Source organism: Streptomyces sp. NPDC058701 (assembly GCF_042715295.1).
GTDB lineage: Bacteria > Actinomycetota > Actinomycetes > Streptomycetales > Streptomycetaceae > Streptomyces.
Genome location: NZ_JBHXSY010000052.1, coordinates 5,061 through 23,205, shown reverse-complemented (window position 1 = coordinate 23,205; position 18,145 = coordinate 5,061). Strand labels below are relative to the sequence as shown.

14 protein-coding genes are annotated in these 18,145 nt (G+C 72.5%); 10 read left to right on the top strand and 4 right to left on the bottom strand.

The genetic code is table 11. The features are described 5' to 3' along the window. Positions 1-163: 163 nt before the first annotated feature. Positions 164-862 (bottom strand): hypothetical protein, encoded by a 699-nt coding sequence (locus ACFWW8_RS33455; protein WP_386535248.1) that lies wholly within the window; start codon positions 860-862, stop codon positions 164-166. After that, positions 859-2,133 (bottom strand): type VII secretion protein EccE, encoded by a 1,275-nt coding sequence (eccE, locus tag ACFWW8_RS33450; protein WP_386535245.1) that lies wholly within the window; start codon positions 2,131-2,133, stop codon positions 859-861. The genes ACFWW8_RS33455 and eccE overlap by 4 nt, the downstream gene beginning before the upstream one ends. Positions 2,134-2,389: 256 nt before the next feature. Here eccE and eccB point away from each other — a divergent pair, with 256 nt between their 5' ends. From eccB to ACFWW8_RS33430, 4 genes are all read left to right on the top strand, one after another. Continuing rightward, entirely contained in the window at positions 2,390-3,985 is a 1,596-nt protein-coding gene (gene eccB, locus ACFWW8_RS33445; protein ID WP_386535242.1) for a type VII secretion protein EccB, read from the top strand. An 11-nt stretch (positions 3,986-3,996) separates the two neighbouring features. Continuing rightward, positions 3,997-5,361: a type VII secretion-associated serine protease mycosin gene (gene mycP / locus ACFWW8_RS33440; RefSeq protein WP_386535239.1), complete on the top strand. Its 1,365-nt coding sequence runs from the start codon at positions 3,997-3,999 to the stop codon at positions 5,359-5,361. Between the two features lie 214 nt (positions 5,362-5,575). Further along, positions 5,576-5,908, top strand: coding sequence for a hypothetical protein (locus ACFWW8_RS33435; RefSeq protein ID WP_386535238.1), 333 nt, complete (start codon positions 5,576-5,578; stop codon positions 5,906-5,908). Positions 5,909-5,953: 45 nt separating this feature from the next. Next, the gene (locus ACFWW8_RS33430; protein WP_386535236.1) at positions 5,954-6,262 is read left to right on the top strand and encodes a WXG100 family type VII secretion target; all 309 of its coding nucleotides are present in this window, start codon (positions 5,954-5,956) and stop codon (positions 6,260-6,262) included. Positions 6,263-6,353: 91 nt separating this feature from the next. Here ACFWW8_RS33430 and ACFWW8_RS33425 read toward each other — a convergent pair whose 3' ends face one another. Together ACFWW8_RS33425 and eccCa are read right to left on the bottom strand one after the other, a co-directional pair. After that, positions 6,354-6,599 carry a DUF397 domain-containing protein gene (locus ACFWW8_RS33425; RefSeq protein ID WP_150517554.1) on the bottom strand — a complete coding sequence of 82 codons (246 nt, stop codon included), beginning with the start codon at positions 6,597-6,599 and terminating at the stop codon, positions 6,354-6,356. 88 nt (positions 6,600-6,687) lie between these two features. Continuing rightward, a complete protein-coding gene (eccCa, locus tag ACFWW8_RS33420; protein WP_386535232.1) occupies positions 6,688-10,641 on the bottom strand; it encodes a type VII secretion protein EccCa in 3,954 nt (1,317 codons plus the stop codon). A gap of 221 nt (positions 10,642-10,862) precedes the next feature. On the opposite strand from eccCa, the gene eccD reads away from it, so the two are divergent. From eccD to ACFWW8_RS33390, 6 genes are all read left to right on the top strand, one after another. Next, the gene (eccD, locus tag ACFWW8_RS33415) at positions 10,863-12,350 is read left to right on the top strand and encodes a type VII secretion integral membrane protein EccD (RefSeq protein ID WP_386535229.1); all 1,488 of its coding nucleotides are present in this window, start codon (positions 10,863-10,865) and stop codon (positions 12,348-12,350) included. Positions 12,351-12,533: 183 nt separating this feature from the next. After that, complete coding sequence (rpsO, locus tag ACFWW8_RS33410) at positions 12,534-12,821, top strand: 30S ribosomal protein S15 (RefSeq protein WP_030718724.1); 288 nt, start codon at positions 12,534-12,536, stop codon at positions 12,819-12,821. Between the two features lie 313 nt (positions 12,822-13,134). Next, positions 13,135-15,360, top strand: a complete 2,226-nt coding sequence (locus ACFWW8_RS33405) for a polyribonucleotide nucleotidyltransferase (protein ID WP_386535298.1) — start codon at positions 13,135-13,137, stop codon at positions 15,358-15,360. Then, positions 15,357-16,736, top strand: a complete 1,380-nt coding sequence (locus ACFWW8_RS33400) for a M16 family metallopeptidase (RefSeq protein WP_386535226.1) — start codon at positions 15,357-15,359, stop codon at positions 16,734-16,736. Before ACFWW8_RS33405 ends, ACFWW8_RS33400 begins: the two co-directional genes overlap by 4 nt. 44 nt (positions 16,737-16,780) lie before the next feature. Then, complete coding sequence (gene dapB / locus ACFWW8_RS33395; RefSeq protein ID WP_386535225.1) at positions 16,781-17,533, top strand: 4-hydroxy-tetrahydrodipicolinate reductase; 753 nt, start codon at positions 16,781-16,783, stop codon at positions 17,531-17,533. 10 nt (positions 17,534-17,543) lie between these two features. After that, complete coding sequence (locus tag ACFWW8_RS33390) at positions 17,544-17,996, top strand: hypothetical protein (RefSeq protein WP_386535222.1); 453 nt, start codon at positions 17,544-17,546, stop codon at positions 17,994-17,996. The last annotated feature ends 149 nt before the right edge of the window (positions 17,997-18,145 follow it).

The following is an 18,145-nucleotide window of genomic DNA, read 5'->3' as shown; positions in this document are numbered from 1 at the left end:
TGAGGGCTGTCCCGCAATCCCCGGCGGGCGCGCGGCGTCAGCCACGGCGCCTCGCCGCGTGGTCGGAACGCCCTCATACGCCCGGTATGAGGGCGCCCCTCCGCCTTGCGACGTGCCGCATCCGACGCCGCGCGCTGATCCACCAGGGATGACGGGACAGCCCTTAGTCGATCCGCCGCGCGCCGCCCAGCAGGCCCGTCTCCGCGTCCGTGCCCTGGGTCATCACGAACTGCCGGTCGCGCGGCGTGCACCACAGCGTCACCCCGTCGCCCAGCGTCGGCAGTGAATCCACCGCGGGCCGCGGCAGGTTCATCAGCCGGCCGATCTGTTCCGCCTCGTCCGGCGACACCCGCTGCACGCCCGCCAGCGAGGACTGCTGGAGCAGCCGCGGGGCCGTCGGGCTCAGGTACGGCAGCAGCGTCAGCACCGACTGCCACGGCCCGGCCACCACCCGGCCGCGCGGCGGACGCATCCCGCAGTCGCGGATCACCAGCACCGGGCTGCCTGCCGACGCGCCCTGCGGCGGGACGCGGCCCACCTCGTGGAGGGTCACGCACTGCTGGCCGCCGCCCGCCTCCCGGGCCAGTCCGGACCACACCTGGCCGCGTCCGGTCTCCACCGCCACCCGTGCGCCCGTGGCCGCCGCGCGCAGCGCCAGCACCTGCGCCGTCCAGAGACCGCCGATGAGCGTCACCTCGTACGGGGTCGGCCGGTTGATGCCGAGCACCGCCGGCCGGCCCTCGGCGTCCACGCCGATCACCACCCCGTCGTCGCCCACGGGCAGGGCCAGCGCGTCCAGCTCCGCGGCCTGCACGACGTGCCGGGCCCGACGCGGCCCGACGAGCCCGAACCCACCCCTCATCGCGCCCCTCCCAGCGGCAGCGAGGCCAGCAGCCCCGGCACCTGTTCCCGGTCCAGCCGGACCAGCCCCGCCTTCACGCCCCGTGCCGTCCGCTCCAACTCCCGCCGTGCGGTGACCAGTTCCTCGTCACTGCGGCCCGTCACCCGTACGTGTCCGGTGAGCGTCACGCCCCGCCGGCCGGCCGCGGCCATCGTCAGACTGAAGTTGGTCGCGAGCGCGGGCAGCGAGGTCAGCAGCGCCACGAACTGCGGCAGCGCCGCCGCCCCGGCCCCGCCCAGCTGCGGCCAGCGTCCGATCCAGTACGTGGTGTGCCGGCGGTCGTCGCAGCGCCAGGTCCGCGAGGTCTCCTCCGTGCGCCGCCCCGTACTGGCGGAACGGCCCGCCTGGGTGATCGCCATCGGGTTCGCGCACGAGGACGTGGCCAGCGCGGCCGTCAGCTCCTGCTCGGTCAGCACGGTGGCCGTGAACCCGGCCCCGGCCAGCCGGCTCGCCAGCTGGTCCGCCGCCCGCACCACGCAGCGCTGCGCCCCCGCGAGCCCGCCGCCGCGCGCGGTCACCGCCTCGGGGCACAGCTCCGGGTCGAGCTTGAGCGCGATCCACGTCAGCCGCACGGCCGGAGTACCCGTCCGGGCCTGCAGCGGGGCGTAGTTGCGGGTGGCCATGGACCGGGCCGGCAGGTGCGGCGCCGGCGCCGGCTGCGTGTGCTGCACCAGCTGCGCGGACTCCAGCCGGATCCCGTCCACTTCGAGGATGTCCCGTACGACGCCCAGCGGCAGCGGCCGGGTCGCCCGGTCGGGGCGCAGCGCGGTGGCGTCCGTGTCCACCTGGACGACCGCGGTCAGGAAGGTCCCGTCGCCGATCATCCCGACCGGCCGCCGCTCGCGGTCGCTGAACGTCAGCGTGCGCAGGGCCGGATCGGCCTCGACGAGCGGCGCCAGCCCCGGCTCGGTGCCCGCGGGCACGGCCAGCGACGCGGCCCGGCGGCGGCGCGCGCGCAGGGCCAGCGCGCCGCCGATCCACTCGGGCAGGGAGCGCTGGTGACGGCGTACGACGGCCAGCACGACCAGGACCAGCGCCGGCACGCCGGCGGGAATCAGCAGCAGAGGATCGACCACCCACGCGGCCAACAGGCCCGCGGCGGCGAGCTGGAGCAGGACGAGCTGTTGCAATCGGAACGGACCGAAACGGCCGGGGCTCGACTCCGGATGCGGCGTCACCCCGCCGTGTGCGGGTGCGGCCGCGGCGGTCTGCGGTTGCGTCGCGGTGGCCATCACTCGCGCACCTCCCCTTTCCGGGGCAGCGCCCCGTGCATTCCGGCGCCGCGCGGCATCCGCCGCGCGCCCCGGAACCTCCCCGATCCGCCCCGGCAAGCCCTGATCGAACCGCTCCGGAAGGCGCTGGACGGCGGCCCCACCCTACCCGGCCCCTCCGCACGGACCGTCAGGAGGCATAGTAGGACCCCGGTCCGACCATCGAGGCCCGGAGACCGTAGCCACCGACCGGCCGTGCGGGGAGAATCAGGCAGTCATGGCATCACGACGTGATGAGCTCAACGCGTACACCTTCGCGAAGCGGCGCACGGTGGCCGCGTTCCTCCAGCCCTCGGCGACGGGGACCGAGGAGGGCGCTCCGCGCCCGCTGCGCGCCGTCGTCCCGGGGCTGGTCATCGGCGCGCTCATCGTCGCCGGCTTCGGCGCCTGGGGCATGTTCAAGCCGACCGCCCCCAAGGGCTGGGCCGAGCCCGGCACCCAGGTCATCGTCGGCAAGCAGTCGACCACCCGCTACGTGGTCCTGACGACCAAGGTCAACGGCAAGGACCAGCCCCGGCTGCACCCGGTGCTGAACCTCGCCTCCGCGCGCCTGTTGCTGAACGGGTCCAAGTCCAAGGTGGTCCAGGTCGAGGACAAGGTCCTGGACCGGGGAAAGCCGCCGCGCGGCCCCATCATCGGCATCCCGTACGCCCCCGACCGGCTCCCCGCCAAGGAGGACGCCGGGCGGGCCAAGCGCTGGGCGGTCTGCCAGCAGCCCGGCGGCAACGGCCGCGGCGTGCAGACGGCCACCTTCGTCCTCGCCGACCGCGAGGCGCGCGTCCTCGACGACCAGCGCCGGGTCGGCGAGGCCCAGTCGCTGTACGTGCAGAGCACCGGGCCGGGCAAGGAGCGCTACCTGGTCGACGCGACGGGCACGAAGTACAAGTTCCCCGAGGGCGACGCGGCCGCCGGGACGATGACCACCGCCCTGGTCGGCACGGGCGCCACCCCGCAGCAGGTCACCGAGGAGTGGCTGGGGACCCTCGCCCCCGGTGACGACCTGGCCTTCCCGCGGCTTCCCGCCAAAGCCGGCGCCAACGCCGACGTCACGGGCCTGGCCACCGCGGACAACAAGGTGGGCATGGTGCTCACCGCCCAGACGGGCTCCGGCACGCAGTTCTACGTGGTCCTGCCCGGAAAGGTCGCCCCGGTCTCGGAGTTCGCCGCCTGGCTGCTGATCTCCGCCCCCGAGACCGACGGCCTCAACATGAACGGCAAGGCCCGCGAGATCGACCTCCAGGCCCTCGCCCCGGACGCCACCCCCTTCGCCGGGAACGCCCGGTGGCCGCAGCGCAAGGCGGAGCGCGTCAACCAGACCGCACCCGCCGGCGCGGCCCAGCCGGGCGGCGCCCAGCCGAACGGCGCGGCCCACCGCGACACCGTGTGCACGGTGCTCCGCGCGGTGGACGGCCAGGGCAACGCGACCCTGAGCACCTGGGCCGGCACCGCCTTCCCCATCGACATCACGGCCAGCGGCACCAGCGCGTACGTCACCCCGGGTTCCGGACTGCTCTACACGCAGGTCCAGGGGAAGCAGACCACCGCCGGCGGCTCGCTCTTCCTGGTCACCGACACCGGCCTGCGGTACGCCGTCCAGGCCAACGGCGACAGCGACAGCGAGAAGTCGAAGATCGGCGCGCCGGAACAGCAGGCCAAGGACGGAGCGGACGCCCGCCCCGAGGCCAGCCAGGCGCAGATCCGGCTCGGCTACGGCACCGTAGCCCCGGCCATGGTGCCCATCGCGTGGTCGGAGTTCCTCTCCAAGGGGCCGCGCCTGGACACCAACTCCGCCCGTCAGCCCCAGGGTTCGTGAGGAAGTCGCCGATGCCCCGACCTCCGGTGTCCCCGCCGCGGACCTCCCGGCCGCCCGTGGCCCGCGTGACCCCCGCGACGCGGTGCGCGCTCCTCGCCGTCGGCTTCGGCCTCGTCGCGCTGTCCGGCTCGGCGGCCGCCGCCGCACCCGCCCCCGGCCCGCCCGCGCCGCAGCCCCCGTACGCGCTCGGCCTCGACGGGGCGGGCGAGTGCACCTTCCCCATGAAGAAGCAGATCGAGGACCGCCCCTGGGCCCTCCAGCGGCTGCTCCTGGACGAACTCTGGGCGCAGACCAAGGGCAAGGACGCGAAGGGCAACAGCATCCGCGTCGCCGTCATCGACACCGGAGTCGACCGGACGAACCCGCAGCTCAGCGGCGCCATCGACGTCAGTGCCGGCCGGGACTTCGTCGGAACCGGAGGAGCCGGCGGCGCACCCGCGGACGACGGCAAGGGCGACGGCAAGGGCGGCAAGCCCGCCGGAGACGGCACCAACGACACCGTCGGCCACGGCACGAAGGTCGCCGGGCTCATCGCCGCCCGCCCCCAGGCCGGCACCGGCTTCGTCGGCCTGGCCCCGGAGGCCACGATCATCCCGATCCGGCAGAACGACGGCCGCGGGCAGGGCGACGCCGCCTCTCTCGCCGCCGCGATCGACCACGCGGTCGCCAAGGGCGCCCAGGTCATCAACATCTCGCAGGACACCGACGTGCCGCTCTCGCCGGACTCCGCCCTCGGCACGGCGGTGCGCAAGGCCATCGACGCCAAGGTCGTCGTGGTCGCCTCCGCCGGCAACGACGGCATGAGCGGCGAGAAGCGCCGGACCTACCCGGCCGCCTTCCCCGGGGTGCTCGCCGTGGCCTCCTCGGACCGCAACAACGAACGCGCGGCGTTCTCCCAGCCCGGCGACTTCATCGGCATCGCGGCGCCCGGCGTCGACATGGTCTCCACCGTCCCCGGCTTCGGCCAGTGCATCGACAACGGCACCAGCTTCTCCGCTCCGTACGTCGCCGGGGTCGCCGCCCTGCTGCGCGCCGAGCACCCCGACTGGAGCGTCGAGCAGATCGTCTGGCAGATCCAGAACACCGCCGAACGGGCCGTCAACGGCCGTGACGACTACGTCGGTTGGGGTGTCGTGGACCCGGTCCGCGCCCTCGGCCAGGACCACGAGCCGCCGAAGGCCCCGGTCCCGGACCCCGGCCCGCCGCCGGCCGTCGCCCCGGAGGCGGCGGTGCTCCAGCTCGCCGAGACCCCGCAGGAGCGCGAGGAGCGCCTCGGAACGTACGCTCTCGGGATCGGCGCGGTCCTGATCGCCGTCATCGCGGGCACCGCGACGGTCGTCCGGGATGCCCGGAACCGCCGTAGCCGTTTGCAGTGAACGGTCACGGTCCATCGACGGTACCGACCCACCGGTGTTGGGCAGGGCCGATGAACTGGCTAGAGTGGCAACAGGCTTCACGACTGTGATCGGGGGATTCGCGTGAAGCGGAGGGGGATGTCCGGGGCGCGTGGCTGACACCGCGCCGGGGACCGTCCGCTCCGCCACGCGATCCGCCGGTTCTGCCGGCGAATTGAGAAGTGAGGAGCTTCGGATGAGCAACACTTTCGGACTTGCGGACGATCCCATCGTCCAGGCGAAGAACAAGATCTCCGAAACGGGCGATGCCGTCACCACCCAGGCCCGCGAGCTGGCCGACATCCTGGCCACCGTGAGCGCCGGCTGGACCGGTGTGGGTGCCTCGGGGTTCATCAGCGCGCAGACGGTGGTCAACGAGGACCACGACCAGATCCGCCGGCTGCTGGGGATCCTGCACAACGCGGTCGCCCAGACCAAGAACCTGAGCAACGCGCAGGACGACGACGTGCGCACCGCGTTCAAGGCCGTCCAGTCCAGCGGCAACAACTCCGGTCTCAACGGCATCTGACCGCTTCGTCCACCGAACAGCCCGCTCAGCCCGAAGGAGATGAACATGGCTGCCACCGACGGCCACACCAAGGTCCAGTACGAGAGCGTCCAGCAGATGGCCAACCGCATCCGCACGGTCTCCAAGAAGATCGTCGACGACCTGACCGCCATGGACCAGGCCCTGAAGGTCGTCACGGACACCTGGGACGGTGAGGCGCACGCCGCCTACATCCAGCTCCAGAGCAAGTACAAGGGCAAGGCCGAGCACATGAAGTCCACGCTCGAGCAGGTCGCCCAGCTCATCGAGCGCGGCAAGGACGACTACCGCTCCACGGACCAGAAGGCCTCGCGCCTGTTCACCGAAGGCTTCTAGGCCGCGGCGACGTCCGTACGTGCCGAAGGGGCGCGCCCGCACCGGGCGCGCCCCTTCGCCGTCGGCCGGCGCCGCACGGGACGCCGGCCGCTCACGGCCGGTGCCGCTCCAGGTCGAACTCGCCGTCCCTGGCGCCCAGTACGAACGCCTCCCACTCGGCCGCCGTGTAGCGCAGCACCGTCTCGCGGTCCAGGGAGGAGCGCATCGCCACCGCGCCCTCGGGCAGCCGGGCGATCTCCACACGCTCCTCGTCGGGGCTGGTCCCGGGCGGGCCCTCCCACTCGACGCCGCTGATGTCGAGCGCGTACAGCTCGTCCTTCTCCTGCTGGGTGCCCATGTGCGGCCCTTCCCTCGGTGGAGCGGTCTTCACCGCCGATTATCGGGGCCGCGCCGCCCGGCGACGCGGCTTTCCCCCGATCGGTACCTCACATCCCGGGCATCCGCCCGAGCTGCACCAGCGACGTGCCCCGCCGGCGCGAGGAGAAGTAGGCGCGGCCCGGCGGCATCGGACGCGGCCGCACGTTGCCCACGAGGTCGCCCTCCGACGGGTCGCCGGACAGCACGACGCCCTGCGCGCCCAGCTCCTTGATCCGCTGCATGAACGGCTCGTACATCGAGCGCGAGGCACCCGCGGAGTTGCGGGCGATGATGAAACGGACGCCCGTGTCCCGGGCGAAGGGCAGGAACTCCACCAGCGGGGCCAGCGGATTGCCCTGGCTCGTCGCCACCAGGTCGAAGTCGTCGATGATGATGAACACGTCCGGCCCGGTCCACCAGCTGCGGTCGCGCAGCTGCTGCGGGGTGACGTCCGTCGGCGGCTGACGCCGCGAGAACACCCCGCCCAGCGCCTCCATGTGCATCTGCAGGGAACTCGCCATCGGCGCGTACTCCAGCAGGTGCTCCTCCGGCAGCGCCCCGAGCAGGCTCCGCCGGTAGTCGCCCACGACCAGGCGCGCCTGGTCGGGCGTGTACCGCTCGGCGATCTGCCGCGCGATGAGCCGCAGCAGGTTCGTCTTGCCCGACTCGCTCTCGCCGAAGACCAGCAGGAACGGATCGGACTCGAAGTCGACGAACACCGGCTCCAGTTCCATCTCGTCGATGCCGATCGCGATCCCGCGGCCGGGGTGCTCGCCGCCCCTGGGCAACTGGTCGCAGTGGAGCAGCCGCGGCAGCAGCCGCACGCCCGGAGCCGCCTGACCCGCCCAGCCGCGCTTCACCGCGTCCACGAAGGCCGCCGTGGCCTCGGAGAGGTCCTCCGCCTCGTGGGAGCCGTCGATCCGCGGCAGCGCGCCCAGGAAGTGCAGCTTCTCCGCCACCTGGCCCCGCCCCGGCATCCCCGCCGGGACGTTCGCCGCGACCTTGCGGTCGAACTCGGAGTCCATGACGTCGCCGAGCCGTAGCTCCAGCCGGCTGAGCATCTGGTCCTTCAGCGCGGCCCGCACCTCCATGTACCGGGCCGCGGTGATCACCACATGGATGCCGTAGCCCAGGCCGCGGGACGCGATGTCCGTGACGACCTGCTCCAGGCCGTCGTACTCGCCGCGGAAGTTGCCCCAGCCGTCGACGACGAGGAACACGTCGCCCCACGGCTCGCCGGGCAGCTCGCCCGCCGCCCGGCGGCGCCGGTAGGTCCCGATCGAGTCGATGTTGTTCGAGCGGAAGAACTCCTCGCGGCGGTTCAGGATGCCGCCGACCTCCGCGACCGTGCGCCGCACCCGCTCCGGGTCCAGACGCGAGGCGATGCCGCCCACGTGCGGGAGCTCCGCCACCGACGACAGGCTGCCACCGCCGAAGTCCAGCCCGTAGAACTGCACCTCGCGCGGGGTGTGCGTCAGCGCGAACGACGAGATCAGCGTCCGCATCAGCGTCGACTTGCCCGACTGCGGGCCGCCGACCACCATCATGTGGCCCGCCGCGCCGGAGAAGTCCCGGTACAGCACCTCGCGCCGCTGCTCGAACGGCTTGTCGATCAGACCGAGCGGCACGATCAGACCACCGGGCCGCGTGTACCCCTCCGCGTGCAGCCCGCGCTCCGTGCTCGGGGCCAGCGCCGGCAGGAGCTGGTCCAGCGGCGGCGCCTGGTCGAGCGGCGGCAGCCACACCTGGTGCGCCGGGACACCCTGCCCTTCCAGCCGGCCCACGATCACGTCCAGCACCGTGTCGGCCAGCGCGTCGTCCCCCCGGGAGGACTGCGACGCCAGGTACGCCGGGTCCGGGGCCGCGTACACCACCGGGACCGGCGCCGCCGTGAACAGGGCGGGCCGCCGCTCCACCGGGAACAGCCCCACCGACAGGTCGGGGCCGCCCGAGCGGTAGGTGCCCGAGACGTACGCCGCCTTGAAGCGCGTCATCTCGTCCGTCCCGAACTTCAGGTAGCCCGAACCGGGCACCGACGGCAGGTGGTAGGCGTCCGGCACGCCGATCGCGGTCCGCGACTCCGCAGCGGAGAAGGTCCGCAGACCGATCCGGTACGACAGGTACGTGTCGAGCCCGCGCAGCTTGCCCTCCTCCAGCCGCTGCGAGGCCAGCAGCAGGTGCACGCCCAGAGACCGGCCGATCCGGCCGATCTGGATGAACATGTCGATGAAGTCCGGCTTGGCCGTCAGCAGTTCGCTGAACTCGTCGATCACCAGCACCAGCGACGCGAGCGGCTCCAGCGGCGCGCCGGCCGCGCGCGCCTTCTCGTAGTCGTGGATGTTGGCGTAGTTGCCCGCCGAACGCAGCAGCTCCTGGCGGCGCTGGAGCTCACCGCGGATCGAGTCGCCCATCCGGTCCACGAGCGTCAGGTCGTCCGCCAGGTTGGTGATGACCGCCGCCACGTGGGGCATCTGCCCCATGCCGGTGAAGGTCGCACCGCCCTTGAAGTCGGCGAGCACGAAGTTCAGCGTCTCCGAGGTGTGCGTCACCGCCAGCCCCAGCACCAGCGTGCGCAGCAGCTCCGACTTGCCCGAACCCGTCGCGCCCACGCACAGGCCGTGCGGGCCCATCCCCTCCTGGGCGGCCTCCTTCAGGTCCAGCATGACCGGACCGCCGTCCTCGCCGACCCCGATCGGCACGCGCAGCCGCTCACCGGCCGACCGCGGCCGCCAGGTCCGCGCCACGTCCACCGCGGCCGCGTCGCCCAGGTTCAGCAGGTCCGTGAAGTCCAGGTTCGCCAGCAGCGGCTCGTCGTCGTCCCCGCCGCCCGTGCGCAGCGGCGCCAGCTGCCGGCCGAGGGCCTCCGCCGCGGGCAGCGACAGGGTGTCCGGCACGCCCTCGTACGCCACCCCCGCGCCCGACTCCAGACGCAGCCGCCCCGGCCGCACCACGACCGACAGCCCGCCCCGGGGCTCGTCCAGCTCGCCCGCGACCACCTCGACGATGGTGACGCCCTGCAGCCCCTCCGCCGCCGCGAACACCGAGTCCGGCGGCACCGACCCGCCGTCCAGCACCAGCACCAGGTGCGGCTGGTCCAGTACGGGGGACACCTCCCGGCTGAACCGCGGCCGCCCCTCCAGCCGGGAGGCCAGCAGCCCCTCCAGCTCGCCCAGGTCGTCGCCGAACAGCCGCTTCGTACCGGCCCCGTCGACCTGCCCCGGCACCTGCGCGTGCGGCAGCCACTTCGTCCAGTCCCACGACGCCATGGCCCCCGGCGCCGCCACCACCGCCACCATCAGGTCCTCGGGGGAGTGCAGGGTCGCCAGCTGCGCCACCAGCGCGCGCGCCGTACCCCGCGCCGAGTCCGGCTCGCCGGAGACCGTCACGTGGTAGAACGCCCGGATCGACACCGCCACCGGCAGCCCGTCCAGCGAGGAATGCACCCTCAGGAAGCGCTGCATCGCGCCCGCCGTCAGCGGCTCCAGCTCGTCGACCGGCGCCGTGTCCGGCGCCACCAGCGGAGTGGACAGCCGCTGCGCGCCCAGCCCCAGCCGGGCCTGCCCGAAGTCCCGGTCGCCGACCCGCCGTTCCCACAGCCGCGAACCCTCGGCCACCACCGACCACAGCTGCTCGGGCGCCGGGTGCAGGTACAGCTGCGCGTCGCGCTGCGCCCGCGCGGTCCGCCGAACCTGACGGCGCGTCTGCGCGAGGTACTTGAGGTAGTCCCGGCGCACGTCCGCCATTTGCCCCTGCGTACCCCTGCGGAACCGGAGGACCTGCGCGATAACCATGGCGAGCGTCGACACCAGCATCAGGGCGCCCATGATCCGCATCATGGGCATCGCGCCCGGCATGAAGAAGAACACCGCGGACGAGCCCATGCCGAGCATCGGCAGGAGCTGCATCATCATGCCCTCCTGCTGCCCTCGCGGAAGCTCGGGCGGAGCCTCCAGCCTCAGCTCCTCCGACGGCACTTCAGCCGGCAGGGACCGTGGCGGGCGTTTGACGACGATCTGGCTCACCGGGGCATCAATCCCTCGAAAACGGACGGGACGTCGCGGCCGGCGCCCCCCAAGTCCCGGGCGTTCGGGGGGCTCCTCCGTCCGGGGTCACCTCCCGGCGGCGGCCGGGGTGGTGATCCTACGTGCCGACAGTCCGCCACACGCCCGGTAGGGTGACGCGCGCAGCATGCGCACCCGCGAATCGACCGCGGGCGCGGACGCCAACCAGGGGGGTCACACAGGTGAGTACGGCCGCAACGACGGGCTTCTGCAGGGTCACCGTCGTGGCCCCCGACAGCCGGATCGACGTCGCCCTCCCCGAGGACATCGCCGTCGCCGACGTCTACCCCGAGCTGCTGCGCCTCACCGGCCAGACACAGCCCGTCGGCGCCCCCACCGGCTTCCACCTGGTCCGCCGCTCCGGCACCGTCCTCGACGGCGCCCGCACCCTCGCCGCCCAACAGGTCCTCGACGGCGAGGTGCTGAGCCTGCGCCCCTTCGCCGAGTCCCTGCCGCCCGCCGTCTTCGACGACGTCTCCGACGCGGTGGCCTCCGCCGTCGTCCGCGACCGGCACCGCTGGAGCGACGACATGCTGCGCGGCGCGGGACTGGCCGGCGCCGCGCTCCTGTTCACCATGCTCGGCTTCGTCCTCTGGTACGCCGACCCCGTCCGCCACGACATGTACGGCCTGGCCGGCGTCATCGCGGGCTCCACGGGCGTCCTGCTCACCGCCGTGGCCGGCGTGCGCGCCCGCGTCTACCGCGACCGCGGCTCCGCCGTCGCCCTCGGCCTCGCCGCACTCCCGCACCTGCTGATCGCCGGCTCCGGCATCATCGCCCCCGCCGCCGGCCAGGGCCCCGGCCGCCTCCAGTTCCTGCTCGGCTGCGTCTGCGTCCTGATCGCCTCCGTCGCCCTGGTCGCACTCACCCCCAGCGGCGACGCCCCCTTCGTCGCGGCCACCTTCGTCGCCGCCACCGGAACCCTCGCCACCTTCGCGGCCATCGCCGCCGAGGCCTCGGCCACCTCCACCGCCGCCGTCTGCGCCCCCGCGGCCATCGGCCTCGTCGCCTTCCTCCCCGGCCTCTCCGCCCGCTTCGCCCGACTGCCGATCGGCTACGCCGCCCCGCAGGGCGCCGCCGAGTACGTCGAGTACAGCGACACCCCGGACCGCTACGAGACCGACCCGTACGGTGACCAGACCGGCTCCGACCCGCACGACCAGGCCGCCTCCCTCGACGCCGAGCAGATCGCCGCCCAGGCCCGCCGCGGCCACGAGATGCTGCTCGGCCTGGTCGCGGGCTGCGCCGCCGTCGCCGTCGGCGCGGCCGCCGTCCTCGGCTTCTCCGACAACACCTGGGGCCGCCTGCTCGCGCTGGCCACCGGCCTCGCCATGCTGCTGCGCGCCCGCCTCTTCCGCTACACCTCCCAGGTGGTGTGCGCCCTGACCGCAGGCCTCGCCGCCACCGCGCTCCTCATCCTGGGCCTGGCCCTGAACCCGCCGACCCTCCTCGCCGCCGACCTCACCGTCCGGACGCTCTGGCTCTCCGCCGCCGTGATCGCCGGTGCGGCGCTCCTCGCCGGAATTGCGCTGGTCATTCCCCGCAAGGGTCTGTCACCCTTCTGGGGGCGGCTCCTCGACCTCACCGAGGCCGCGGTCCTGCTCAGCCTGGTGCCGCTGACCCTCGCGGTGCTCGACGTCTACTCCCGCGTCCGGTCGCTCACCAGCTGAGACGGCGGGATGCGGCAGCCTGGTACGCTGTGTGACGGCCGTTTGTGTACGCGTCCCCCGGACCCTTCACCAAGGATCTGTGGACTGCGCTCAGCGGACCCCGCCTTCCGAGTTACGGAAGCTCCCCAGAGACTCAGACCTGGGGCACTCGGTGGCAACGAAGACCTATCACGAGGAGTACGCGTGCCGCTCGACGCCGCTACGAAGAAGCAGATCATCACCGAGTTCGGTGCCAAGGAGGGCGACACCGGCTCCCCCGAGGTCCAGGTCGCCATGCTCTCGCGCCGCATCTCGGACCTGACCGAGCACCTCAAGACGCACAAGCACGACCACCACTCCCGTCGTGGTCTGCTGATCCTGGTCGGCCAGCGCCGCCGTCTGCTGCAGTACCTGGCCAAGAAGGACATCCAGCGCTTCCGCGCCCTGGTCGAGCGCCTCGGCATCCGCCGCGGTGCGGCCGGCGCCAAGTAACACGCCGTGAAGGGAGCGGTTCCCACAGCCGGGGGCCGCTCCCTTTGCCGTACGTGCGCACCGGACCGGACCCTTTGTAGTCTGGACACGGACGCACGTGCACGTCCGAGGAAGACGCAGGACGTGCACAACTGAAGAGGAGGAGCGCCCTCCCTACGCCGCCGGTCCTCGGTAGTGGCACCCGGAATGCCCCCACGGGCACCGAACCGGATGCTTCGATCGAAGACCGGCCCGCACGCCAGGAGCGCTTCTCCGCAACCGTCCACCGCCACACGGGCGGCGGACGGAGACGACGAAAATGGAGAAAACGCTAGTGGAGAACGAGACCCACTACGCCGAGGCCGTCATTGACAACGGTTCCTTCGGCACCCGCACCATCCGCTTCGAGACGGGCCGTCTGGCCCGCCAGGCCGCCGGCTCCGCCGTTGCCTACCTGGACGACGACACGATGGTGCTGTCCGCCACCACCGCGTCGAAGAAGCCCAAGGACCAGCTCGACTTCTTCCCCCTCACGGTGGACGTCGAGGAGCGGCAGTACGCGGCCGGCAAGATCCCCGGCTCCTTCTTCCGTCGCGAAGGCCGGCCCTCCGAGGACGCGATCCTCACCTGCCGCCTGATCGACCGCCCGCTGCGCCCCTCCTTCAAGAAGGGCCTGCGCAACGAGATCCAGGTCGTCGCCACGATCATGGCGCTCAACCCGGACCACCTGTACGACGTCGTCGCGATCAACGCCGCGTCCGCGTCCACCCAGCTCGCGGGCCTGCCCTTCTCCGGCCCGATCGGCGGCGTCCGCGTCGCGCTGATCCGCGGCCAGTGGGTGGCCTTCCCGACGCACACCGAGCTCGAGGACGCCGTCTTCGACATGGTCGTCGCGGGCCGCGTGCTCGATGACGGTGACGTCGCGATCATGATGGTCGAGGCCGAGGCCACCGAGAAGACCATCGCCCTCGTCAAGGGCGGCGCCGAGGCGCCGACCGAGGAGGTCGTGGCCGCCGGTCTCGACGCCTCGAAGCCTTTCATCAAGGCCCTCTGCAAGGCCCAGGCCGACCTCGCCGCCAAGGCCGCCAAGCCCGAGGGCGAGTTCCCGGTCTTCCTGGACTACCAGGACGACGTGTACGAGGCCCTCTCGGCTGCCGTCAAGGGCGAGCTCTCCCAGGCGCTGACCATCGCGGGCAAGCAGGACCGCGAGGCCGAGCTGGACCGCGTCAAGGAGATCGCCGCCGAGAAGCTCCTCCCGGCCTTCGAAGGCCGCGAGAAGGAGATCTCCGCCGCGTACCGCAGCCTGACCAAGGCCCTGGTGCGCGAGCGCGTCATCAAGGACAAGGTCCGCATCGACGGCCGCGGGATCACGGACATCCGTACCCTCGCCGCCGAGGTCGAGGCCATCCCGCGCGTGCACGGCTCGGCGCTGTTCGAGCGTGGCGAGACCCAGATCCTGGGCGTCACCACCCTGAACATGCTCCGCATGGAGCAGCAGCTGGACACCCTCTCCCCGGTGACCCGCAAGCGCTACATGCACAACTACAACTTCCCGCCGTACTCCGTCGGCGAGACCGGCCGCGTGGGCTCGCCCAAGCGCCGCGAGATCGGCCACGGCGCGCTCGCCGAGCGCGCCATCGTGCCGGTCCTCCCGACCCGCGAGGAGTTCCCCTACGCGATCCGTCAGGTGTCCGAGGCCCTCGGCTCCAACGGCTCGACGTCCATGGGCTCGGTCTGCGCCTCCACCATGTCGCTGCTGAACGCCGGTGTGCCCCTCAAGGCCCCCGTCGCCGGCATCGCCATGGGCCTGATCTCCCAGGAGATCGACGGCAAGACCCACTACGTCGCCCTCACCGACATCCTCGGTGCGGAGGACGCCTTCGGCGACATGGACTTCAAGGTCGCCGGCACCAAGGAGTTCGTCACCGCGCTCCAGCTGGACACCAAGCTCGACGGCATCCCGGCCTCGGTCCTGGCCGCCGCCCTCAAGCAGGCCCGCGACGCCCGCCTCCACATCCTCGACGTGATGATGGAAGCGATCGACACGCCGGACGCGATGTCCCCCTTCGCCCCGCGGATCATCACGGTCAAGATCCCGGTCGACAAGATCGGCGAGGTCATCGGGCCCAAGGGCAAGATGATCAACCAGATCCAGGAGGACACCGGCGCCGAGATCACGATCGAGGACGACGGCACCATCTACATCGGTGCCGCCGACGGCCCGGCCGCCGAGGCCGCCCGCGCCACGATCAACGCGATCGCCAACCCGACCATGCCGGAGGTCGGCGAGCGCTACCTGGGTACGGTCGTCAAGACCACCACCTTCGGTGCCTTCGTCTCCCTGATGCCCGGCAAGGACGGTCTGCTGCACATCTCGCAGATCCGCAAGCTCGCCGGTGGCAAGCGCGTGGAGAACGTCGAGGACGTGCTCGCGGTCGGCACCAAGGTCCAGGTGGAGATCGCCGAGATCGACTCGCGCGGCAAGCTCTCCCTGATCCCCGTGATCGACGGCGAGGCCGCCGGCGACGACGACGCTGACAAGGACGACTCCGACAAGTGATGTCGCGTAGTTCCCGTGTGACGGCCCGCCCCTCTTCGGAGGGGCGGGCCGTCGCCCGTACCCAAACCCTGCTCAAGGGGAGCAACGGCATCGGCACCGTCCGGCGCACCGTGCTCCCCGGCGGACTGCGCATCGTCACCGAGACGCTGCCCTCCGTCCGCTCCGCCACCTTCGGCATCTGGGCCCACGTCGGCTCCCGTGACGAGACGCCGACGCTGAACGGCGCCACGCACTACCTGGAACACCTCCTCTTCAAGGGCACCGAGAAGCGCAGCGCCCTGGACATCTCCTCCGCGATCGACGCGGTCGGCGGCGAGATGAACGCCTTCACGGCGAAGGAGTACACCTGCTACTACGCACGGGTGCTCGACACGGACCTGCCACTGGCCGTCGACGTCGTCTGCGACATGCTCACCGGCTCGCTGATCCGCGAGGAGGACGTCGTCGCCGAGCGCGGCGTCATCCTCGAAGAGATCGCGATGACCGAGGACGACCCGGGCGACGTGGTCCACGACCTGTTCGCGCAGACGATGTACGGGGACACCCCGCTGGGCCGCCCCGTCCTCGGCACCGTCGACACCATCAACGCGCTGGGCGCCGACCGGATCCGCCGCTTCTACAAGAAGCACTACGACCCGACGCACCTCGTCGTAGCGGCCGCCGGGAACGTCGACCACAACAAGCTGGTGCGCCAGGTCCGCGCGGCCTTCGAGAAGGCCGGCGCCCTCGGGCGCACCGACGCCGAACCCATCGGCCCCCGCACCGGCGCCCGGCGCATCCGCACCGCCGGCCGGGTGGAGCACATCAACCGCAAGACCGAGCAGGCCCACGTCGTCCTCGGCATGCCGGGTCTCGCCCGCACCGATGAGCGCCGCTGGGCCCTGGGCGTACTGAACACCGCCCTCGGCGGCGGCATGTCCTCCCGCCTCTTCCAGGAGGTCAGGGAGAAGCGCGGCCTCGCCTACAGCGTGTACTCGTACACCTCGGGCTTCGCCGACACCGGCCTCTTCGGCGTGTACGCGGGCTGCCGGCCCGGCCAGGTCCACGACGTCCTGCGGATCTGCCGCGACGAGCTCGACAAGGTCGCCGCGGACGGACTCGACGACGAGGAGATCAAGCGGGCCATCGGCCAGCTCTCCGGCTCCACCGTCCTCGGCCTGGAGGACACCGGCGCGATCATGAACCGCATCGGCAAGAGCGAGCTGTGCTGGGGCGACCAGATGTCGGTCGACGACATGCTGGCCCGGATCGCCGCCGTGACCCCGGACGACGTCCGCTCGGTGGCACGGGACGTGCTGACCCAGCGGCCCTCGCTCGCGGTGATCGGCCCGCTGAAGGAGAAGCAGGCCGCCCGCCTCGACGAAGCGGTCGCCTAGTTCCGTACGCACACACCTCTGTGCCGACCTGTGAAGGACCCAAGATGAGCAAGCTGCGCGTGGCCGTCCTCGGCGCCCGGGGCCGTATCGGCGCCGAGGCGGTCAAGGCGGTCGAGGCCGCCGACGACATGGAGCTGGTGGCCGCACTCGGCCGCGGCGACAAGCTGGAGGCGCTGGCCGAGGCCGGCGCCCAGGTCGCCGTCGAACTGACCACCCCGGCCTCGGTGATGGAGAACCTGGAGTTCCTCGTCCGCCACGGCATCCACGGCGTGGTCGGCACCACCGGCTGGACCGAGGACCGCCTCGCCCGGCTGAACACCTGGCTCGCCGGATCGCCGGGAACCGGCGTGCTCATCGCCCCGAACTTCTCCATCGGCGCCGTCCTCACCATGAAGTTCGCCGCGCAGGCCGCGCGATACTTCGAGTCCGTCGAGGTCGTCGAGCTGCACCACCCCAACAAGGTCGACGCCCCCTCCGGCACGGCCACCCGCACGGCGCAGCTCATCGCCGCCGCCCGCGCCGAGGCCGGCCTCGGCGCGCAGCCCGACGCCACGGCCACGGCCCTCGACGGTGCCCGCGGCGCCGACGTGGACGGGGTTCCGGTGCACGCCATCCGCCTGCGCGGCCTGCTGGCCCACCAGGAGGTGCTCCTCGGCGGCGAGGGCGAGACGCTGACCATCCGCCACGACTCGCTGCACCACAGCAGCTTCATGCCGGGCATCCTGCTCGGCGCACGCCGCGTCACGGCGGCCCCGGGCCTCACCTTCGGCCTGGAACACTTCCTCGACCTGGGCTGACGGCACCACTATGCGCGCGAAGATCACGTACTTCCTCACGGCCGCCGTCCTGGTGGTCTACTTCGTCCTGGCCGGCGGCCGGGGCCTGATGCTGATCCGGCACGGCACCTGGCTCACCGTCACCTTCGGGGTGGCCGTACTGATCCTGCCGGTCATCGGCGTGTGGTTCCTCTGGAAGAACACGCAGTTCGTCACCCGGGCCAACCAGCTCGCGACCGAGCTGGAGGCCGAGGGCGGCCTGCCCGTGGACGAGCTGGAACGGGACGGGTACGGGCGGATCCTGCGGAACTCCGCCGACGAGGTCTTCGCGCGCCGCAAGGCCGAGACCGAGGACCGGCCGGGGGACTGGCGCAGCTGGTTCCGCCTGGCCGTCGCCTACCACGACGCCCGCGACACCCCGCGGGCCCGCAAGGCCATGCAGCGGGCGATCGCCCTGCACGGCGGAAGGCCCGCACAGGGCTGATCCCCGTACGGGCCTTCGTACGCCGCCGGCGCGCGTCAGGCGGGCACGGGCCGGTACTCCTCGGCCCACGCCGCGAGGGCGTCGGCGGCCCGGTCGAAGGCCTCCGACCGGGACAGGAAGTCGGCGTTGTGGTCGGTCAGCAGCACCGG

Coding starts and splice junctions, on each gene's coding strand:
- ACFWW8_RS33390 (WP_386535222.1), top strand. CDS start 17,544: ATGCGCGCGAAGATCACGTACTTCCTCACGGCCGCCGTCCTGGTGGTC.
- ACFWW8_RS33425 (WP_150517554.1), bottom strand. CDS start 6,599: ATGGGCACCCAGCAGGAGAAGGACGAGCTGTACGCGCTCGACATCAGC.
- ACFWW8_RS33455 (WP_386535248.1), bottom strand. CDS start 862: ATGAGGGGTGGGTTCGGGCTCGTCGGGCCGCGTCGGGCCCGGCACGTC.
- mycP (WP_386535239.1), top strand. CDS start 3,997: ATGCCCCGACCTCCGGTGTCCCCGCCGCGGACCTCCCGGCCGCCCGTG.
- eccE (WP_386535245.1), bottom strand. CDS start 2,133: ATGGCCACCGCGACGCAACCGCAGACCGCCGCGGCCGCACCCGCACAC.
- eccB (WP_386535242.1), top strand. CDS start 2,390: ATGGCATCACGACGTGATGAGCTCAACGCGTACACCTTCGCGAAGCGG.
- ACFWW8_RS33435 (WP_386535238.1), top strand. CDS start 5,576: ATGAGCAACACTTTCGGACTTGCGGACGATCCCATCGTCCAGGCGAAG.
- ACFWW8_RS33430 (WP_386535236.1), top strand. CDS start 5,954: ATGGCTGCCACCGACGGCCACACCAAGGTCCAGTACGAGAGCGTCCAG.
- dapB (WP_386535225.1), top strand. CDS start 16,781: ATGAGCAAGCTGCGCGTGGCCGTCCTCGGCGCCCGGGGCCGTATCGGC.